Raw genomic sequence first — 20,058 nt, 5'->3', positions numbered from 1 at the left:
CGGCTTGGGCGGTGATGTCAGGATGCCTTGGCCCGTTGAGCAATGAGCATGTCCTCGACGGTGCCGAGGATGCGCTGCTGTTGGGATTTGGGCAGCTCGGAAACTTCATCGAAAACCCGCTGTAGTTACGGTGCACGTCCGGGCTTCGCCTTAGATTGGCTGACGCCGAAGTCATTCGGGTCGGTCCCGATTTTCGAGCATTGGGGTCGAGGAGTTGGTCTCGTGACTCACCGGGGTTTTTGCATGGGTCCGAGGTCAGCATTTTGCGTTTGCCGGGGTGGCTACGGGCCGGGGTGGCTACGGCAAACACAGTAGGTGCGAATGGTCTCCGGACCCCGGCTCATCTGCGATTTGGTGGGTGGACGAAAGCCTCCCGGCTACTCTGCTGGGGCGTCCTTCTTCCTTCCTTCGCTGATGCGCTGGACGACGTAGTAGAGCATCGGTACGGCGGCGAGGGAGATCAGGGTGGCGGCGATCATGCCGCCGAAGACGGTGGTGCCCAGGACTTTGCGGGATTCCGCTCCGGCTCCTGCTGCGATGAGCAGCGGAATGACTCCGAGGACGAAGGAGAGGGCCGTCATCATGACGGCGCGGAAGCGGAGTCTGACGGCTTCGATGGCGGAGTCGAAGATGCTCATGCCCTCCTCGCGTTTGATCTTGGCGAACTCGGTGAGAAGAATGGCGGTCTTGGTCGACATGGCGATCAGCAGGATGACCCCGATCTGAGAGTAGACATTGTTGTCCATGCCTCGCATTTTCAGAGCGATGACAGCACCTAACAGGGCTGTTGGGACCGAGAGGCCGACGGAGATCGGAAGCGTCCAGCTTTCGTACTGGGCGGCGAGGACGAGGTAAACCATGAGAATGGAGAAGCCGAAGATGGCGCCGAGCTGGGTGCCGGCCTGCTTTTCCTGAAATGACAGGTCGGACCAGGAGTAACCGACCGAGGCGGGAAGGGTGCTGTCGGCAAGGGTTTCCATGGTGGCCATGGCTTGGCCGGAGCTGCTCCCGACGCTGGGATTGCCGAGGATTTTCACGGCGGGAAGCATGTTGAAATGAGTGATGTTCTGCGGTCCAAGGACGTCTCTGAGGGTGGCGACGGCACCCAGTGGGATCATTTGTCCATCCGAACCGCGGAGCTGGAGTTTGTTGATGTCATCCGGCTCGGCGCGGAACTGCGAGTCGGCCTGGGCCGTTACTTTAAAGACGCGGCCGAAGAGGGTGAAGTCATTGACGTAGGCGGAGCCGAGGTAGATCTGGAGGGTGTCAAAGACTGCGGTCATCGAGGTGCCGGTGCGTTTGACCTGTTCGCGATCGATATCGACATAGATCTGCGGCACGCTGGCGCGAAAGGTGGTGCGGACGCCGGTGAGGGTGGGATCGGTGTTGGCGCTGGCGATGAGTTCTGCGGCGATGGCCTGAAGTTGATCCAGTCCGACCCCATCCTTATCCTGAAGCATGAAAGTGAATCCGCCCGAGACGCCGACGCCGGGTAGGGAGGGCATGGGGAAGACGAAGGCGCCGCCTTCCTGGATGGAGCCGAGTGAGCGCTGGATTTTCTGAAGCAGGGCGGTCTGTTGGAGGCTGGGTTCGCTGCGGTCCTCCCATGGGTCGAAAGTGACCACGCAGAAGCCGGTGTTGGCGGAGGCTCCACCATCGATGACCGAGTAGCCGGAAATGGCGAGGCAGTCCTTGGTTCCCTCCGTGTTGGCGACGATCTTCTCGACCTTGGCCATCACTTCCCGGGTGCGGTCGAGGGTGGCGCCGTCCGGTAGCTGGACGGCGATCATGCAGTAGCCCTCGTCCTCCTGCGGCACGAATCCCGTGGGGAGGCTGCCGAGTCCGCTGAGCGAGCTGCCGGTCATGGCGAGGAACAGCAGGACGCCGATCGCCGAGAATCGAAGGGCGACGCGAACGATCCCGCGATAGCCCTTGTTAGAGACATCGAGTGACTTGTTGAACCATTTGAAAAAGCCGCTGGGTTCTTTCGGGCTCGCTTTGAGCAAGATACCGCACAGTGCCGGACTGAGGGTCAGTGCATTGATGGAGCTGAAGACCGTGGCGATGGAAATGGTGGCGGCGAATTGCTTGAACATCGTGCCGGTGATGCCCGACATCATGGCCGTGGGCACGAAGACCGCGAGCAGGACGAGGGTGGTGGCGACAATCGGACCGGAGACTTCCTTCATCGCGGCTGCGGCTGCTTCCTTGCCGGAAAGTCCCTTTTCGAGGTGAACGAAGGTGTTCTCCACGACGATGATGGCATCGTCCACGACGATGCCGATGACCAGGACGAGGCCGAAGAGGGTCAGAACGTTGAGTGAAAATCCCATCGCCAGCATCACGGCGAAGGTGCCGATCAGCGAGACGGGGATGGTGATGGTGGGGATGAGGGTCGCCCGGAAGTTCTGCAGGAAAATGTAAACGGTGAGCACGACCAGTACGAGGGTCGCGGCGAGGGTGATGATCACCTCCTTGATCGAGGCGTTGATGACATCGGTGGAGTCGTAGACGACGTTGTAGGTGACGTCGTCGGGAAAGGCGGCGGCGAGTTCTTCGAGTTTGCTGCGAACGCCGTCGGCCACATCGATCAGGTTCGAGCCGGGGATCTGATAGATCGCCATGGTGGCCGAGGGTTTGCCGTTGAGTTGTGAGGAGATCGAGTAGCTTTCGGAGCCGAGTTCGATGCGGGCGACATCGCGCAAGCGGATGGTGCCGCCGTCCGGATTGGTGCGGACGATGACATTTCCGAAATCCTCGACTTCACTGAGGCGGCCCTGGGTTGAGAGGATGTATTCGAAGGCGGTGCCTTCCGGAGCGGGTGCGGCGCCGACTCGTCCGGCAGCGACCTGGATGTTCTGTTCCCGGACGGCGGTGAGAATGTCGGAGGCCGCCAGATTGCGCGCACGGAGGAGATCGGGCTCCAGCCAGAGACGCATGCTGAACTCGCCGACCCCGAAAATGGTCACATCGCCGACGCCAGCGACGCGGGACAGATCGTCGCGCAATCGGAGGGTTGCGTAGTTTGAAAGGTAAGCCGCGTCATAGGTGCCGTTCGGCGAGTTCAGGCCGACGAACATCACGGCATCGGTTGATCGCTTCTTCACCGAGACGCCGGTGCGTTTGACCTCCTCGGGGAGTCGTGGCTCCGCTTTTGAAACGCGGTTCTGGACGAGCACGTTGGCGGTATCGAGGTCGGTGCCGGGCTCGAAGGTGACGGTCAGGTTCATGCTGCCGTCGTTGCCGTTGACCGAGGACATGTAGATCATGCCTTCGACGCCATTGACTTCCTTTTCGATGGTGGCGGCGACGGTTTCGGAGACGGTTTTCGCATCCGCTCCGGGATAGGCGGCCGACACCTGAATGGTGGGCGGAGACAGTTCCGGGTAGCGTGCGATGGGAAGACTGATCAGCGAGACGACACCCAGGACGACGATCACGATCGAAATGACCGCCGCAAAGATCGGACGCTTGATGAAGAAGAGGCTGAACATGGAGGAAGTGCCGGGTGATCAGTGATCCGTGACCATGGTGGGGGCCACGACCGCGCCTTCACGGGCGCGCTGGAGGCCGGAAACGATGACGCGGTGGGATTCGCTGAGTCCGCCTTCTTCCTCGATGATGACGGATTCGTGGTGGAGGGCCTGGCCGGGTTTGGCTGAGGGGGTCTCGACGGAGTCGCCGACGGTGACGCCCATTCGCCGAACGGTGTTCGTCTCATCGACGATCCATACAAAGCTTCCTCCGAGGTCGCGAAGGATGGCGGTGGATGGTACGAGCAGGGCCTCGGATTTGCTTGTGTCATTGGGATCGGGCCCGGCGGGAAAGCCGATGAGGCCGTAGAGGCCGGACGAGAGCTCGGCATTGGGATTGGGGAAAACCGCACGGACCTTTGCGGTGCGTGTGGAGGGATCGATCTGGTTGTTGATGAAGTCGATCTTGCCGGGCTTGTCGTAAATCGAGCCGTCGGCGAGTTCGAGGCGGATGGCCTTGTCGGCGAACCGTTCGACACCGCCTTCGAGGGCACGTTCGCCGAGATACTTGATCATCGCGCGCTCGGGGACCTCGAAGTAGGCGCGCATTTGGGAGTCGTCGATGATCGTTGCGAGCAAGGTGGACTCGGTGGCTCCGACGAGGTTGCCGGGGTCGACCAGGCTGCGCGACATGCGGCCTCTAACAGGAGCGCTGATGGTGGTGTAGCTGGCGTTGATTTTGGCCTCCTCGAGCTGGGCCTCTGCCTGGGCGACCGAGGCAGCGGTCTGGGCGAGTTCAGCGGAAGCGATTTCGACATCGATCTCGGAGACGGCGCGGGTTTCGCCGGCTTTCTTCACGCGTTGATAGCGTTTGTCGGCGAGTTCGGTGCTGGATCTTGCGCGGCGCACATCGGCCGCTGCAGCTTCTACGGCGAGTTGATAGGGTTCGGGTTCGATGACGAACAGCTCGGTGCCGGCTTCAACGAGGTCGCCGTCCTTGAAGTTGGCTTTCTCGAGGATTCCCTGAACCCGTGCGCGGATTTCGATTTCGGCGCTGCCTTCGAGGGTGGCCGGAAATTTCTTGTAAACGACCACATCGCGGCGTTCCGGATTGGCCACCGTGACGGGTAGCGGTTGGGGTGCGACGGCCTGCGGCTTCTTCTCGCAGGCGACAAGAAGCGTGAAGAGGAGAAGAATGGTGAGGGGTTTCACGGAAGTTCTAGGACTTGTCTTTGCTGGCGACCTCACCGGGTTTCATCCGGGTGCCGCCGCCGAGTGCCTTGTAGAGAGCGACGTAGGAGGCGGCAATCTGGCCTTCGGAGATGGCGCGTTCGTCTTCGTTGGCGAAGATGGTGCGCTGGGCATCGAGGACGTTCTGGAAATCGATCAGGCCTTCGCGGTAGTTGTCCTGCACAAGTGAAACCGTCTTCGCCGAGGCGATCACGGCGTCGTTCAGTGCCGAGTAGCGATCGCGTTCGTTGGAAACCGAGGAAAGCGCGTTCTCGACTTCCTCGACGGCTTTCAACACGGTGCTTTGATAGTTGTAGTAGGCTTGCTTGGTGCGTGAGTCCTCGATGTTGATCTGGCTTTGAATCCGGCCGCCGCTGAAGATGTTCCAGCTGAAGTTTGGCCCGAATCCGTAGGTCCTGGACTGGGAGGCGAGCAGGCTGGAGGCCGTGTCGCTTTGAAGTTGGAATGTGCCGTTGAGGGTGAAGCGAGGGAAGAGATCGGCTTCGGCCACGCCGATGGCGGCGGTTTGCGCGGCGAGGCTGCGCTCTGCGGCTCGAATGTCCGGACGGGCTCTCACGAGGTCTGCCGGGATGCCGATGCCAGCGCTGCGTGATGGCTGGGGAATGCCTTTGGAGCCACCTAACAGAGTCTCGGCTGCCGAGGGGTAGCGCCCGATGAGGGTGGCGAGCCGGTTCAGGGCGATGTTGCGTTGATTGCGCAAGCTGGGGATCACCGCCTTGGTGCTGGCAAGGTTGGTGGTGGCCTGGGAAACATCAAGCTCCGGAGAAAGCCCGGCTTCGAGTCGGTCGGTTGTTAGGTTGACCGAGTCCTGCTGGTTTTTGATGTTACTGTCGGCAAGCCGGATCCGTTCCTCGAGGGTACGGATCTGAATGTAGCTGTAGGCGACTTCGGCGAAGAGGCTGACAAGGGTATCGCGATAGACTTCTTCGACTCCTTCTGCCGTGGCATCGGCGGCCTCGATCGAGCGGCGCACGCCGCCGAAGAGATCCACTTCCCATCCCGCGTCGATTCCGGTGGCCCAGAAGTCGCTGGTTTTTCCTGCGGGAGGTGAGGGGCTGCCGATGTTCTCGCTGGTGCGGCCACGGGAGACGCCGCCGTTGAAATCGAGGCTCGGGAAGAGCTGGCTGCGGGCAATCCCACGTGCCGCGTGGGCTTCGGTGATTCTTTCGAAGGCAATGGCGAGATCCCGGTTGGACTCGCGGGCGGTGGATATGAGCCGGTTGAGGGTCGGATCATTGAAGCGGGTCCACCATTCTTCAAGTGAAGATGAGCCGGAATTCAGGTCAGAGGTGAGCGATTGATGCCAAGCGTCCGGGGTGATCGTGGCCGGTGAGGTGTAATCGGTCCCAACGACCATGCAGCCGGGGATCAGAATGCTCATGGGGATGGCTAAAAACCGATGGATGCGCGATTTCAACGAAAGTGACGAGGTGCTGGGATCAGATTTTGTCATTGGGCGCCTGCAGGAACTTAGGATTGAGGTCGCCGGATGTCGAACCTTCTATCAAGGGTGGCGGGTGGAGCGCTTGACATGAGGGGATTGCGGACAAAGAAAGAGTCCATGAAAAGTATTCTTTCTGGATTGGCCGTGACGAGTGGCCTGGTGATGAGCGTGGCCGCCCAAGTGCCCCAGGCGTATGAAATTCCCCCGGTGCTTTCGGCATCGCAGATTCTTTCTGCTGATGAAATGCAAGGCCCGCACTTCCGGGTGCGGGATTCCGCTCCGAGTGATGGCTACATGACCCATTTCACGATCGACTCCGACTTTGGTGTTTTCGAGTGCGCAGGTGAGCGGCAGGTGGACCAGCGGATTCAGGAGATTGCTGCGATTGCGAAGCTCACTCAGGTCAGCCGGAGCGATCTTTTTGCTGAAGGGGTGAAACGTTCGGTGGAGGCACCCATCGATGCCGTGAAGAACATCGTGGAGGATCCGAAGGAATCGGTGAAACAGCTGCCGAAGACGGTCGGGCACTTTTTCAGCAAGGTCGGAAACTCGATCAGCAGCACGGCCAAGAAGGTCGGCAAAAAGAGTGAAGAATCGGACGGCGAGATGAGCAGTGAGGAGTGGGCTGCTGCGGGTCGTGGTGCGGGAAATGCGGCAAAAAGCGTGGCGGGCTATGACAAGGCGAAGCTTGATACCGCCCGTCAGCTTGGAGTGGATCCCTACTCCGACAACGAGCGTCTCCAGGAGGAGATGGACAAGGTGACCTGGGCCTTTTTTGCGGGAGGGCTGCCTTTGCGGATCGGCGCTTCGGTGGCATCCGGTGGTGCATCGATGGCTCTAACTGCGACGAAAACCGTGGGACTGCCGACGGAAATTTATGATGTGACTCCGAGCGAGCTGGCGCTGAGGGATCGCGATATGATGATTGCGATGGGGGTGCCGGCACCTACGATTGACACCGTGTTCATGAATCCGGCGCTGACGATTTCGCTTCGCCATGGAATTCTCACCACTTTGAACCAGATGCCTGGTGGACCGGGGCGTGTCGATGTGGTGACTGCGGTCGCGGCACTTGAAAAGCACGGTCAAGCCGACTTCTTTCTCACGGCGCTGAAACAGCTTGCGGCGCGTCACGCGACGGCGCCTTACCTTGAAGTGAAGCTTCTGGGTCGATTGCCAGGCGGTCTAACGGCCGACGAATATCTGGAGATCGCTGCGCCGGTTGACTATGTTTCCTGGACTCAGCAAGTGGCGGAGTTCGCCCGGCGCGATGACCTTACAGGTGCGAGAAAGCGGCTCTTGATCACCGGGAAGATGAGCGAAGCGGCGGCAGCGGGATTTGCCGACGCCAACTGGCAGGTGGTCTACACCAAGTGATAGGCAATCAGAAGGACACGCGGGCACCCGCGCCGATGATCATGCGGATGGCGCTGTCGTCGACGAAACCCTGGCCGGCGAGAAGTTGGGCGTTGAGTGAAACTTCACCGTGCTTTTGGAATTTGTAGCGGTAGAACGCTTCGATCACGCCCTGCCAGTTCTTATTGGCTTCGCCCCGTCCGATGCCGGCACCCAGGCCAATGTGATTGCGGGGGCAGATGTCGGTGATGGCACCGCTGACGAGAAGGAAACTTGCATCAGTCGCGCTACCGGAAGCCCAGGCGAGTCGGGTAAAGCCGGTGATCTCGTTCTCGCTGTCTGGCGGAGTGAGCGAGTATTCGTAGGTGATGCTCGTCCCCTGACCGCTGCCAAGAACGTTGTTAGGATCATCGGTTTCCACCGCGTCCGAGTGCCAGACTGCCATTTGCAAGCGCTGCAGTCCCTCGCTTTTCGGCCTGAATTCGTATCCAACTTGGGCGACCGTGAAGAGATCGCTCGAGTTGAAGGTGAAGTCCACCTGCTCGCTGCTGGCCGTTCCCTGGACCGTCGTCACACCGAATGCGAAGTCCCAAGCGTTCTCCGGATCCCAAGCAATGGTGAGTCCGGCACCGAGACGGGGGAAGGCGGCCGCGGGATGGGCGGAGAAAGCACGGTTTTGGAATGTCTCCTTTGCGCCTCCAACGCCTTGGCCATCAAACTGGGAATCGATGACCATTTGTCCGTAGCGGATCTCAATATTTTTGGAGGGGATCAGCTGGCTGAAATAGAAATCGGGGACCTCAAAACCGGCGTCGTTAAAGCCATCGACCACCCCCCAGGCAGCTCCGATTTCGCTACCCAGTGCCGAGGGGGCGGTGGGACCAATGGCGCTCCGGTAGCGGACGCGGGCATGGAAGGAGAGGGTTTCGTCGACGACGGGCAGGAGGATCGGTTTGCTGAGACGCAGGGTGAAATCGGTGCCGAGCGCGGTATCACCCCCATCGCTGCCAAAGGCCGTCATTCCCAGAACGTCGAGGCTCCCGCCGAGAGAGAGGCGGATGCGGTCCGCTAGCGAGTACTTGTCGGCATCGAGGGGGCTGTCCTCTTCGATCTCCGAGAGATTCTCTGCCTGCAAGCTCGCTGCGGTGAGCAGAACGATGAGAGCGGTGTGTTGGTGGAACGACATCAGGATAAGGGCATCCTATCGGGAATGCATGCGATAGGCAACGCTCGGAAGCGAAGGATGCGAGGAGTCTTCCTTACGGATCTTTCGAAGCAGAGAGATGATATTGCGCAAATCGTGCGAATTGCTGCGTGGATCCGACAGCAGGCTTCAAATCGAAAGCCATAAGAGGTTTTCTAGCAGGCGTGAGGGTGCTTCTTTTTGCAGCGGCTAGCCAGATCCTGCTGAGTTCGGGATTGGTGGCCTCGGATGGGGATTGGTGGAAGGGAATTCCGTGGGACTCAGGGGTGCTCGTCGATGATGCAGAGGGCAGATGGGTCCAGTCGCTCCAGGTTGGCGGCTACGCGCACTTTCAGTCGGCGTTTGTGGATGGAAGTTCGGGCGGCCGCGATTTCTGGTATGGACGTGATGCGGATTGGCGGCGGGTCCGTGCGACGGTCAAGGGACGGGCGCTGGGTGCGGTGGATTTCCTCGCCCATCTGAACATGGTGGAGGATGAGGGCCGGATTGGCGGCGGAGTGGAGGTGGACTACTTCTCGATCTTCCAAGCCTGGACCGAGCTCGATTTGTTGAAGCTGGTGGATCTGCCCGGCGTGGAATCCATGTCGGTGGCTTACGGAAAGAGAAAGCTGATCGAGTTGAACGAGGAGGTGGATACCTCGATCAACGCGATTCTAACAGTCGAGCGTTCCGCTCTGGCCAATCAAGTGGCACCGTTTCGTGCCGGAACGGGCATCACCGGGGCGTGGATCAAGGGTGGACGTGCCAAGGATCAGTTTTCGCTGGGGCTCTTCACCACCGACACGTCCGCGGAATTTGGCAACTGGGACGATGGCACGGTGCTGGTGAGCGGATGGCGACATGATTTCTCCGAATGCTGGGGAATGGATGAGGCGACGGTGGCCCTTGGAGCCGCTTGGCAGGATGTCGAGGGGCGGGAGGAACGGTATTCGGTCTGGGAATGGGTGGTGACGCCATGGATGCGTCTGGCCGACGACCGATGGGGCTTGAGGATGAGTGCAGCGCTGGGTAGCAACGAAGGGCCGGACTCCCTGTCCGGTGGAGCATTCTATGGCTTCGGAATCATGCCGTTTTGCTGGTTGATCGAGGGCCAGCTGCAAGGCGTGCTGCGTTACGAGATCATGGCTTCGGAGGCCCCGCGCGGGGTGGGCATGCCATCGCGTTATGCGCGGGAAGCAGGGCTGCCGGCGAACGAAGGCATTCCGCAACTGGCGCTCGGAGCCGGCGATTTTCATGAATCGCTCTATGCGGGTGTCGTGTGGACGATTATCCCCAAGCACATGACGATGCTCTTCGGCGCGGAGTGGGAGCGGATGAAATCCCGGGATCAGCGGATCTATGAGGGGCTAACCGCCTGGTTTTCGACGCGCCTGATTTTTTGAAAATCTTTCGTCAACGTTCTATCGGTAAGGATGGCCGAGAGCCGCGAGCAAGCGGTGCTGGGCGATGTTGTAATCGATCACGGAGTCGACTTCAGCCTGCTTCGCCTCGGCCAGGGTCTGGATGGAAGCGAGGGCTTCGATCGGCAGGCCTTGCGCTTCCTGAAGTCGGGCGGTGGTGAGCTCGTAGGACTTCTTCGCGTGACCAGCCGCCTGTCGTCCGATCGGGATGCGGGCGCGCTGGGCGTAGGTCTCGGCGCGGGCAGCGGCGACTTCGTTGGCGATGTTGTCGAGAGTGCGCGCCTCCTTGAGACGGGTGAGTTTCAGTTCGGCCTGTTGCTCCCGTGCTGCGGCGGCGTTGCCGAAGCCGAGGCCTTCGAGCTTCCAGTAGATCATCGCGGTGACTTCATCGCGGTCATCGCGGCGGCTCACGGAGCTTCCCTGACCGGCACCAAACTCGTAGTTCGAGTATCCGGCGGAAACGTTCGGCAGGAAGGGCTTGACCTTCTGCTCGGTGAGCCGGTTGCCAGCGGCGGCGACTTCGGCGAGCATCTGCGCGCTTTCTGGTCGGAACTTCAGCGCCGTGGCGACCATCCGGGCGACCGGTTCGTCAGGATCGACGAGCTCGGTCGCAGCGACGGACTTGTCGGTCGGGACCAGTGTTAGGGACGGCGGCAGATGAAGGATTCGTGCGAGTGCCGAGGAGCGGCGGATGAGGTTGGCTTCAGCGCGGGCGGTGTGTCCCTTGCGCAGCAGGTGGGTCGCCATCGCGCGTTCGGCATCGGCATCGAGCCCCTCACCGGCGGCGGCGAAGGCTTTGGTGGAATCGGCGAGCTGGCCGGCGGCACCCTCGAGCTCGCGGGCGAGCTGCAGGGAGGAGCGGGCGCGGACGAGTTCGTAGTAGGCGGCAGCCGCGTCGGCGAAGATCTGATGCTCCTGCGCCTGGGCGGCGGCCACGGCGGCGGCGCGGTCCTGACGAGCGGCGAGCGGCGAGAAGATCGCTCGGCTCAGCGGCAGATCGAGCGACAGCCCGGGGACGCCGGAAGCCGTGCCGAGACCACTGGAATCGCTCACCCGTTTGGTATTCACCGGCGTGCCGAGCGTGTCCTGGAGCAGCCCGTTCTGTTTGGCAAAGGAGGCACCGACAGCGAGGTCAGGGATCAGTGACAGCACCGCGCGGTCCGAGCGCGCGGCGGCGGCATTGGACTTCTCGATGGCGATGGCGAGATCGAGATTTCGACCGGCGGCGAGCTTGAGCGTGGTCTCTAGGTCGATCGGATAGGTGCCTTCGCTCGGCACGGGGGAGTGACCCTTTCCCGAGAACAGGGAGGCGGGCGCCTCCGGGTCGGTAGAGGTGGCGAAGTCGGTGCAGGAGGTCAGAGCTACGGTGAGTGCCGTAGTTGCAGTGAGGCAGATGAAACGCATGGGAGTGGTTGGGTTCGGTGTGGGTTTAGGCGGGCTGCGGGGCGGTCGGGCTTCGTTTCACGAGCGCAAAGACCGCGGGAACCAGGAACAGGGTCAGGACGGTGGAGACGATCATTCCGCCGATCACGGCGCGGGCGAGCGGGATCATCGCTTCGTTGCCCGGAAGCAGCTGGAAGGCGAAGGGCGCCATCGAGGCCACCAGGGTCAGTGAAGTCATCAGGATCGGACGGGCCCGCACCCGCGCGGCGGCGACGGCGGCGTCGACCGGTGACTTGCCGGAGTGGAGTTCCGAGTTGGCGAAGCCGACCAGCAGGATCGAGTTGTTGACCACCACGCCGATCAGCATCAGACAACCCATCAGCGATTGGATGTTGAGCGTGGTATTGGTGATGAACAGCGCGAGCACCGCACCGGCGAGTGCCAGCGGGACGGCCAGCAGGATGATCAGCGGATCGGTGATCGATTTGAACTGAGCCATCAGGATGAGGAACACCAGCACGGTCGCGATGATCAGACCGAGCCCGATTTCCTCCGAGCCTTCGCGCATCGTCAGCACCGGCCCCTGGAGGGAAACGGTGACGCCGTCGGGCAGCTCGATTTCGGCGAGCCGTTTTTCGACGTCCTTCACCACGGAGCCGAGGTCGCGGCCTTCGATGTTGACGTAGACGTTGTTCACGCGGCCGATATCGGCGTGGGCGATCTCGCCGGGAATCAGCACCCGCTTGAGCTCGGCGATGTGCGAGAGCGGGATCGTCGAGGGACCGCTTTCGGTTTCAATGCGCAGCGGCAGGTTGCGCAGTTCTTCGAGCGATTCAGCACGGTTGTCGCCGAGCTGCACGCCCATGAAGAAGTCCTTGCCGCTGGCCGGATCGATCCAGATGAGCTGCGTGTAGCCGGTGCTCGCGCCGTAGGCGGAAAGCACCGTCTTGGCGACATCGTCCTGGGAAAGCCCATAGCGCGCGGCCTTGAGTCGGTCGACCTTGATGTCGAGCTGTGGCAGGTCCTGCGCCTGGGCAAGCTGCACGTCGGCGGCGCCCGGCACGTCCTTGACGGCAGCGATGATCGTCTCGGCGGCCTGGCGTCCGATCTCAAGATCCTTCATCTTGATCTCAATGTCGATTGGAGCGGGCGAGCCTTCGTTGAGCGCGGCGTTGACGATGCCGCCGGTGACGAAAAGGAACTTCTCGTCGGGGAAGTCGGTCTTCCATTTGGCCCGCAGTTCCTCGACATAGGACATGGTGCCTCGCGAGCGACCTTCGCTTGTTAGATTGACGATGAGATAGGCGGTGTCGGGTCCGGCGTTCGAGCTGAGGATCGTCGAGAATCCCGCGCCTTTGCCAACCGGCAGGCCGATGTTGGCGATGATCGTCTCGATGTGCTTCTCGCCGATGGTTTCCTTGATGGAGCTCTCAAGACGTTTGACGACCTCCTCGGTGCGCTCGAGTTTCGAGCCCGGAATGGTCTTCAGTCGGACTTCGAAGGTGCCGGCATCGACATCGGGAAACAACTCACTGCCAAGCGTCGGCACCAGCAGGAAGCAGGCCGCTCCGGCCCCGACGATCGCGGCGACGCTGAGCAGGCCGCCACGGACGACCTTGCGCAGCAGTCTGGCGAAGCTGCCTTCGGGCACGGACTCGTCGAGCTCCTCACTCGATGGCACCGTGCCTTTCTCCTGCTTGCCGAGGAAGCGTGCGCAGAATGCCGGAGCCACCGTCATGGCAATGATATAGGATGCGGCGATGGTGATCACCGCGGCGAGCGAGAGAGGAATGAAGAGAAAGCGGATCATTCCTGTTAGGAAGATCGCGGGGACGAAGACGACCAGGGTAGTCAGCGTCCCGGCGAGCACCGGCAGCGAGACTTCCTCGGTGCCTTCGGTGGCGGCGGTGATCGCATCCTTACCCATGGCGCGGTGGCGGACGATGTTCTCCACGACCACGATCCCGGCATCGACGACGGTGCCGATCGCGAGAGCGAGACCGCCGAGGGTCATCACGTTGATCGTTTCCCCGGTGAAGTAGAAACCGAGGATGCCTGTTAGAAGCGCCAGCGGCAGCATGATCAGGATCGCGATGGCCGGGCGCAGACGGCGGAGGAAAAGGATGACCACACCGACGACCAGCAGCGCGCCGATGCCGACGGTGAGCTGGAGACCCGCGATGGCCTTGCGGATGTAGGCGGACTGGTCGCTGACGAGGTCGACCTGGACGGCTTCCGGAATCTCGCCGCGCTGCTTCATCGCAGGGATCTCCTTGGCGATGCCTTCACGCACGCGGTCGACGACTTGGATCGTATTCTCTCCCGGTTCGCGCAGAATCGGGACGTAGACGGATCGCACGCCATTGACGCGGACGATGTTGTACTGGAGCGCGGCGTCGGTGACGGTTTTTCCCAGGTCCTTGATCTGGATGAACTGGCCGTCGCGTTCGGCGACCACGACTTCATCGATGTCCTGCATGGTCTCCAGCGTATTGATCGGGTGGAGCTGGTAGTCGATCTGGCCGACCTGCATGGTGCCGCCGGCGAGCACGACGTTGGCATCGCGCAAGGCGTCGACCACATCGGTGAAGGCGAGGTTGTGGGCCTCGAGTTTCGCCGGGTCGATGTAGGTCATGACCTGCTTGAACTTTCCGCCGAATGGGTGGGGAATCTGGACGCCCTGAAGTCCGCCCATCTTGTTACGGACCGCATAGTAGCCGATCGTGTGCAGCTCCATTTCGTCGAGCCCTTCGCCGGAAATCGCGCCGAGCATGACGGGCAGGTTGGCCGGTTCACTGCGCAGCGTGAAGGGGAACTCGATGCCGGGCGGCAGGTGGAACATGTCGCTCAACTCGTAGTTGAAGATGTCGTTCATCGCCGTCGAGGGATCGGCCCCGGCGTTGAAGGTGACCTTGAGCATCGAGGCACCGGGAAGGGTGCGGGATTCAATTCGTTCGCGGTCGCCGGCGAGGGTCAGCGCGCGCTCCACACGCGAGGTTACGGAACCTTCCATCTCCTGGGTCGGGAGACCCGGATAGGAGAAGAAGCTCATGATGACGGGCTTCTTGAAATCGGGCAGGATGTCGGCGGGAATCCGCGGATAGACGGCCAGCCCGAGCAGGGCGAGGGCGAGCACGGCGGCGAGGACGGCGAAAGGATTTCGCAGGGCAAGACGGTTCATTCGAGTGCGTGGAAAGAAGGAAGGTTTCAGCGGGTTTCGACTTCGGCACCGTCGGCAAGACGTTCAATGCGGCCGGTGACGATGAGGTCGCCGCCCTTGAGTCCCTCGGTGACCTCGAGGGTGGAGCCTTCATCGAGACCGATGCTCACCGCTTGATGGCGGACGCGACCGTTCTCCACGAGGTAGACCATCGGACCATCGGCGGTGAGGCGCAGCGCGTCGGCGGGAATGACAGTGGCGTTCGCGCGTTCTTCGAGCGTGATCGTGGCTCGGCCAAAGAGGCCGGGCGGGATCTTGCCGTCGGCGTTCGGCAGGTCGAATTCGACCCTCATTCGCTGGGCCTTGCCATCGAGGGCGATGGCGGTGCGGGCGATGGTGGTTTCAAATTCACGACCGGGCAGCGCGTCGAAGGCAAGCGTCGCGGCGTCGCCGACATCGGCCCACACGGCATCGCGCTCGGGCAGGTGAAGGACCACGCGCAGCGTGTCGGTGCGGGCGATCCGGATCAGCGCGGAGCCATCGGCGCCCGCTTTGCCGGCGGCGGTGAAGAGGTCGCCGGGATCCAGCGAGCGCTCGGTGACGAGGCCGTCGAAGGGCGCCTTGATCGTCGCGTAATCGAGCATCGCCTGAGTCTCCGCGGTGCGGGCTTCGGCGGACTGGAGTTCGGCTTCGGCGGAATCCAGGTCGGCCTTGGCGGCTTCGAGCCTTTCGCGGACTTCGTCGCCGGCCTTCGAAGTGACGGTGCCGCTTTTCACCAGCGAGAAGACGCGATCGCTCTCGGCCTGGACGGCATTCAGTCGTGCCTGGACCGCATGGATATCGGTGGCGATCCGGCGGGCTTCGGCTTTCTGCGCGAGCAGACGTTGCTCGTAGTCCGGGACGGCGATGGTCGCGAGAGTCTGGCCTTTTTTCACACGATCCCCGATGTCGATGGAGACGCTGCGGACGTAGCCGGTGACCATCGAGCCGAGGTCGGCGACGTGCAGTGCTTCCGCGATGGCGGGCTGTGATGTCTGACGTGTTAGATCACGGGATTCGACAGGTGCGGTAGCGACGGGGCTAGCGGCGAGCGGGGTGGCGGCGAGAAGCCAGAGGGTGGATTTCATGAGCGTGTGAGTTTGGCGTCGAGCGAGAACGGGCCGGAGCCGGTGATGAGAAGAAAGAGGGAACCGAGGAGCATGGAGAGATCGGTGCGTGCCTCGTGGAGCATGCTGAGCAGGCCGTAGCGGGAAAGCGGGCGCAGCGAGAAGCCGCCGAATTCCTCGCCGATCAGGATCGGGAGTTTGGTGGTGTAGAGCGCGGTCAGCATGATCGCGATGAGCGGGATCGCGGCGAAGCGCGTGGCCAGTCCGAGCAGCAGCAGCGCGCCGCAGACGATCTCCATCGAGCCGACGAAAGGTCCGAGGATCTCCGGGGAAGGGATGCCGATCTTTTCAAAGCGACCGGCCCCGCGATCGTCGGCGTAGAGGAACTTCTGGATGCCTTCGGAGAGGAAGACGCCACCGACCATCACGCGGATGAGCAGCGTCGCCGCCGGGGCGTTTGAGCGCAGCGCGTTGCGGAAAGGCGAGGCTTTCGCTGCGGGTGTAGGGGCACTTTGACGGGGTGCTTCGTGATCGGTGGTGGGCATGGGTGGCGCGAGGTTCGAGCAGAGACTTGGTCTCGCCCGGACATTCCACCACCTCGGAAGTCTTAAGATTTATTCAGGAAGAAAAGTGAAAGAATCCTCCCGCCGCTCTCCTCACGCGACGGGCGGGAAAACGAAGCGGAACAGGCAGCCTTCGCCGGGGCTGCTCTCGAGTTCGATGCGACCGCCGATCCGTTCGACGGAGAGCTTGGCGATCGCCAGTCCGAGACCCGCGCCGCCTTCCGCTCGCGAGCGCGCCTGGTCGATCCGGTAGAATCGCTCGAAGACCTTGCTCTGATGCTCGGCGGCGATCCCCGGTCCCTGGTCCTTCACCTCGATGATCGCGTCGCCGTTTTCTTCAAGGCAGCGGACTTGGATCGTGCTGAGTTCCGGGCTGTAGCGGATCGCATTGTGAAGGATGTTCATCAGCGCATGGCGCAGCAGGATCTCGTCGGCGCTGACGCGAACATTGGGCCTGACTTCCAGTTCCATTCGCTGGTCTTTCTCCGTGGCGAGCACTTCCACGCTATCACAGACGGTGGCGGTGAGTTCGGAAAGGGAGATGGGCTTCAGGTCGACGGCGACGCGTCCGCTTTCCACCCGCGCGAACATCAGCATGGTATCGATCAGATCGTTGAGCCGTTGGGATTCCTCGAGCATGCTGCTGATCGTCTCGCGCTGCTTCTCAGGATCACCGGCTTCGCGCAGGGCGATCTCGCCGACGCTGCGCAAGGCTGTTAGAGGCGTGCGCAGTTCATGCGAAGCATCGGCCGTGAAGCGCTTGAGTGAATCGAAGGACGCCTCCAGGTTCTCCAGGGTCCGATTGAAAACGCTGGCGAGCTGGCCGAGCTCATCTTCAGGGTTCGGGTTCGGAAGGCGGCGGCTCAGCGAATCGGAAGTGATCAGCTGCGCCTGCTCGGTCATTGCTGTTAGAGGACGCAGCGTGCGCCCGGCCATCAGGTAGCCGCCGGCCGCGGCGAGCAGCACGGCGATGGGAAAGCCGAGGGCGAGGCCGATCATGATCTGGCGCAGCGTCTCATGCAGGCCGGACTGGTCACGGAAGACCCGCAAGGTGGTGCGCAGGCCGTCGATGTTCGCATTTCTCTGAAACACGCGCACCGGGATGCCCTCGGGCAGGACCAGGTTGTAGAAAGGCCGATCGGACTTCGGGCGCTTGCGGTAGGGCGGCTCGGAGATCGGAACTCCGTCGGCAGGCCAGTGGCTGAGCAGGCTCGTCTGCGCAGCCCAGACATCGAACCAGGTCTCGGCGTAGCCCGGGCTTTCCGGGCTGGCGGGACTTTCCTTCCGCCACTCCACCCGGTCCACGCCATCGGATTCGAGGTGGGCTTCGATCAGGCTCCAGTCGATCTTCATCTGGCGGTCCATCTCGAGCCGCAGCTGGCGCTCGATCAGCACGTAGACGATCGGGATCAGCCCGAGCATCACCACACTGGCCACGATCGAGAAGCTCGCGGTGAGCCGCAGCTTCAGCGAGCGGCGCCTCCACCAAGGGCTGGTGGAGGGGAGTTGGGGGTGAGCGTTGCTGCTAGGCATGTCGATGGCATTTCAGCGGGCGTTGTCGTTCGTGCTGCGGAGGACGAATCCCACACCGCGAACGGTTTGAACGAGTGGAGTATGACCTTCGGAGTCGATCTTTTTTCGGAGTCGGGCGAGATGGACATCGATGACATTGTCGAGCGGAGTTGACCGATTGGGTTCGCGCCAGACTTCGCGGGCCAGCATTTCTCGTGTCACGATCTGGCCGCTGAAGCGCATGAGGTAGGCGAGGAGATCGAACTCCTTGGGAGTGAGAATGACTTCGTCATTCGCGCGCCAAGCGCGACGTCCCTGAAGGTCGATCGCGAGGTCGGCGACATTCCGCTGCAGCACTTCTTCCCGCCCGCTTCGGCGCAGGAGTGCCCGTAGTCGAGCGAGAAGCTCTGCGAATGCGAAGGGCTTGACCAAATAGTCGTCGGCTCCGTTATCGAGGCCGAGGACTCGGTCGTCGATGTGGTCACGCGCGGTGAGCAGAAGAATCGGTGGTTTGGTGGCCTGGTCCTGAAGAGATTGAAGGATCGAAATTCCATCCTTTCCGGGTAGCATCCAGTCGAGCACCACAAGATCAAAGATTTCACTGCTGAGACGCTCGAACCCATCGTTTCCTGTAAGAGCGACGAAAGCCTCGTAGCCTTCCGCCTTCAAACCTGAGCGGATGGCCTGAGCGGTTTTGGCGTCGTCTTCGACGATCAGAATCTTCATGGAGGCGAGGTATACTTGCAGAAGTCGGGCAATCTGGCAGCAAAGGTGCTCTCCGAGCGCGCTTCATGATGATCGATGGGCGTTCGATGGGTGAGCTGATCCGAATTTTTTCACGATGTTCGGATTGCTTGATTGGCCTCGTGGATTTAGGCAAGTGACTGGGAATGAAGGGAGTTTCGAGTTTGTTATCGCCTCTGGGCTGTCTGATCGGAGGGGTTTTGAGCGCTCCGGGCAGTCTCCTGGCTGATGATGCCGGTGGATTGGAAGTGGATTGCAAGGATGTAGTGAGCTTGGCGATGCTGCACAAGGATGCCGAGGATCCTTGGATTCAGGAGTTCAAGCTTTCCGGTCGATTTCATTGGCAGGCCGCCTACCTGCAGGGGCGAGACGCGAACCATTACGAGTTCAGTGACGACTATACGGAAGTGCGCCGCTTCCGGCTCGGGGCGGGGTTGAAGTTCCTCAATTTCTTTTCCGCCAACGCGGGTGTGAATATGGTCGATGATGCGAGGAACAATCTCTTGCCTTGGCCCGGCGGGCGCAAACTCGGATGGGGCTACGAGGATTTCGATATCGCGGTGCTTTCATTTGACATCGGAAAGGCGTTTGGTGTCGAAGGGGTGGATGATCTGGCGATCAGCTACGGACGCCAGAAATTCAATTTCTCGCACGAGGGACACCGTTCGTCGAACAACCTGCCGACCGTGGAGAGATCGGCCGTATCCAACAAGGTGTATGGCGGTTATCGCCCCACAGGTTTGAGTATTGACGCGGCCAAGGGTGACTGGACGGCGACGCTTGGAATCTTCAGCACGGATGCTCGAACCCGGATTGGTGGGAATGTCGATTTTCTCGGAAGTTGGACGGAAGGAGTCGCCTACTACAGCAGCGTGAGCTACTCGGCGTGTAAGGAATGGGCATTCACCTGGGACGTTCTCTACAATGATGCCGATGTGCTGGGTGGAGAGGACAGCTTGTGGGGATACAAGTGGGCGACTTCGGTTTCTGGTGAGTATTCGGATGGTCGGTGGGGACTGATCGTGGATGGAATCTACGGCGACAACGGAGGTCCCTCAAGCGGGACGCTGCTTTCGAGGCGTCAGGGCGATTTCTGGGGTGTGGTCGTGATGCCTTACTACTGGATCGTCGAGGGCAGGCTACAGGGGGTGCTTCGTTATCAGTATCAGGGGTCGGAAAATGACCGGGGAAGCAGCGTGAACAGTCGATACATCAGAAGGGTCCATGGTCCGTCGGTGGATCTTTCAACGTATGTGGGGCGGGGCGATGCGATGCATTCCCTATATGCCGGGGTGACGACCCGGCTCTGTGGGAGCCATCTCAAAGTGCAATGTGGATTGGAATATGACTGGTTGAACATTCCAGGAGCTGGCGTCGACGGAGAGCTTTCGGCGTTCACCTACTGGTTCGGACTTCAGACGTTCTTTTAGGTCGGTTCGTTTTGTGACAAATGCGTCACAAA

At 61.4% G+C, this 20,058-nt stretch carries 13 protein-coding genes; 3 read left to right on the top strand and 10 right to left on the bottom strand.

Annotated features, from left to right (window positions below; translation table 11 throughout):
• Nucleotides 1-377 precede the first annotated feature (377 nt).
• From ACFQY0_RS19695 to ACFQY0_RS19685, 3 genes are read right to left on the bottom strand one after another with little or no spacing between them, the layout of a single operon-like run.
• A complete protein-coding gene (locus ACFQY0_RS19695) occupies nt 378-3,494 on the bottom strand; it encodes an efflux RND transporter permease subunit (RefSeq protein ID WP_379716223.1) in 3,117 nt (1,038 codons plus the stop codon).
• Between the two features lie 18 nt (nt 3,495-3,512).
• Nucleotides 3,513-4,685, bottom strand: coding sequence for an efflux RND transporter periplasmic adaptor subunit (locus tag ACFQY0_RS19690; RefSeq protein ID WP_379716220.1), 1,173 nt, complete (start codon nt 4,683-4,685; stop codon nt 3,513-3,515).
• 7 nt (nt 4,686-4,692) lie between these two features.
• Nucleotides 4,693-6,105, bottom strand: a complete 1,413-nt coding sequence (locus tag ACFQY0_RS19685) for an efflux transporter outer membrane subunit (RefSeq protein ID WP_379716217.1) — start codon at nt 6,103-6,105, stop codon at nt 4,693-4,695.
• A gap of 180 nt (nt 6,106-6,285) precedes the next feature.
• Between ACFQY0_RS19685 and ACFQY0_RS19680 the strand changes: the two genes are divergently transcribed.
• A complete protein-coding gene (locus ACFQY0_RS19680; protein ID WP_379716214.1) occupies nt 6,286-7,545 on the top strand; it encodes a hypothetical protein in 1,260 nt (419 codons plus the stop codon).
• 7 nt (nt 7,546-7,552) lie between these two features.
• Here the strand turns inward: ACFQY0_RS19680 and ACFQY0_RS19675 are convergent, their stop codons facing one another.
• Nucleotides 7,553-8,710: a hypothetical protein gene (locus ACFQY0_RS19675; protein ID WP_379716212.1), complete on the bottom strand. Its 1,158-nt coding sequence runs from the start codon at nt 8,708-8,710 to the stop codon at nt 7,553-7,555.
• 128 nt (nt 8,711-8,838) lie between these two features.
• Here ACFQY0_RS19675 and ACFQY0_RS19670 point away from each other — a divergent pair, with 128 nt between their 5' ends.
• On the top strand, nt 8,839-10,110 hold the full coding sequence (locus ACFQY0_RS19670) for a hypothetical protein (RefSeq protein WP_379716209.1): 1,272 nt from the start codon (nt 8,839-8,841) through the stop codon (nt 10,108-10,110).
• An 18-nt stretch (nt 10,111-10,128) separates the two neighbouring features.
• Here the strand turns inward: ACFQY0_RS19670 and ACFQY0_RS19665 are convergent, their stop codons facing one another.
• From ACFQY0_RS19665 to ACFQY0_RS19640, 6 genes are all read right to left on the bottom strand, one after another.
• The gene (locus ACFQY0_RS19665; RefSeq protein WP_379716206.1) at nt 10,129-11,532 is read right to left on the bottom strand and encodes a TolC family protein; all 1,404 of its coding nucleotides are present in this window, start codon (nt 11,530-11,532) and stop codon (nt 10,129-10,131) included.
• Between the two features lie 25 nt (nt 11,533-11,557).
• Complete coding sequence (locus ACFQY0_RS19660; RefSeq protein ID WP_379716203.1) at nt 11,558-14,692, bottom strand: efflux RND transporter permease subunit; 3,135 nt, start codon at nt 14,690-14,692, stop codon at nt 11,558-11,560.
• Nucleotides 14,693-14,718: 26 nt separating this feature from the next.
• Nucleotides 14,719-15,798 (bottom strand): efflux RND transporter periplasmic adaptor subunit, encoded by a 1,080-nt coding sequence (locus ACFQY0_RS19655; protein ID WP_379716200.1) that lies wholly within the window; start codon nt 15,796-15,798, stop codon nt 14,719-14,721.
• A complete protein-coding gene (locus ACFQY0_RS19650) occupies nt 15,795-16,322 on the bottom strand; it encodes a DoxX family protein (RefSeq protein WP_379716197.1) in 528 nt (175 codons plus the stop codon). Before ACFQY0_RS19650 ends, ACFQY0_RS19655 begins: the two co-directional genes overlap by 4 nt.
• A 111-nt stretch (nt 16,323-16,433) precedes the next feature.
• On the bottom strand, nt 16,434-17,873 hold the full coding sequence (locus ACFQY0_RS19645) for a sensor histidine kinase (protein WP_379716194.1): 1,440 nt from the start codon (nt 17,871-17,873) through the stop codon (nt 16,434-16,436).
• A gap of 12 nt (nt 17,874-17,885) precedes the next feature.
• On the bottom strand, nt 17,886-18,578 hold the full coding sequence (locus ACFQY0_RS19640) for a response regulator transcription factor (protein ID WP_379716191.1): 693 nt from the start codon (nt 18,576-18,578) through the stop codon (nt 17,886-17,888).
• A 182-nt stretch (nt 18,579-18,760) separates the two neighbouring features.
• Here ACFQY0_RS19640 and ACFQY0_RS19635 point away from each other — a divergent pair, with 182 nt between their 5' ends.
• Entirely contained in the window at nt 18,761-20,026 is a 1,266-nt protein-coding gene (locus tag ACFQY0_RS19635; protein WP_379716188.1) for a porin, read from the top strand.
• Nucleotides 20,027-20,058: the final 32 nt, after the last annotated feature.

Origin of the sequence: Haloferula chungangensis, assembly GCF_042664875.1 — a bacterium.
Taxonomy (GTDB): domain Bacteria; phylum Verrucomicrobiota; class Verrucomicrobiia; order Verrucomicrobiales; family Akkermansiaceae; genus Haloferula; species Haloferula chungangensis.
The sequence above is the reverse complement of the archived record's forward strand: the minus strand, read 5'-3'. Positions and strand labels throughout refer to the sequence as shown.

Coding starts and splice junctions, on each gene's coding strand:
- ACFQY0_RS19695 (WP_379716223.1), bottom strand. CDS start 3,494: ATGTTCAGCCTCTTCTTCATCAAGCGTCCGATCTTTGCGGCGGTCATT.
- ACFQY0_RS19685 (WP_379716217.1), bottom strand. CDS start 6,105: ATGAGCATTCTGATCCCCGGCTGCATGGTCGTTGGGACCGATTACACC.
- ACFQY0_RS19680 (WP_379716214.1), top strand. CDS start 6,286: ATGAAAAGTATTCTTTCTGGATTGGCCGTGACGAGTGGCCTGGTGATG.
- ACFQY0_RS19675 (WP_379716212.1), bottom strand. CDS start 8,710: ATGTCGTTCCACCAACACACCGCTCTCATCGTTCTGCTCACCGCAGCG.
- ACFQY0_RS19665 (WP_379716206.1), bottom strand. CDS start 11,532: ATGCGTTTCATCTGCCTCACTGCAACTACGGCACTCACCGTAGCTCTG.
- ACFQY0_RS19660 (WP_379716203.1), bottom strand. CDS start 14,692: ATGAACCGTCTTGCCCTGCGAAATCCTTTCGCCGTCCTCGCCGCCGTG.
- ACFQY0_RS19655 (WP_379716200.1), bottom strand. CDS start 15,798: ATGAAATCCACCCTCTGGCTTCTCGCCGCCACCCCGCTCGCCGCTAGC.
- ACFQY0_RS19650 (WP_379716197.1), bottom strand. CDS start 16,322: ATGCCCACCACCGATCACGAAGCACCCCGTCAAAGTGCCCCTACACCC.
- ACFQY0_RS19645 (WP_379716194.1), bottom strand. CDS start 17,873: ATGCCTAGCAGCAACGCTCACCCCCAACTCCCCTCCACCAGCCCTTGG.
- ACFQY0_RS19640 (WP_379716191.1), bottom strand. CDS start 18,578: ATGAAGATTCTGATCGTCGAAGACGACGCCAAAACCGCTCAGGCCATC.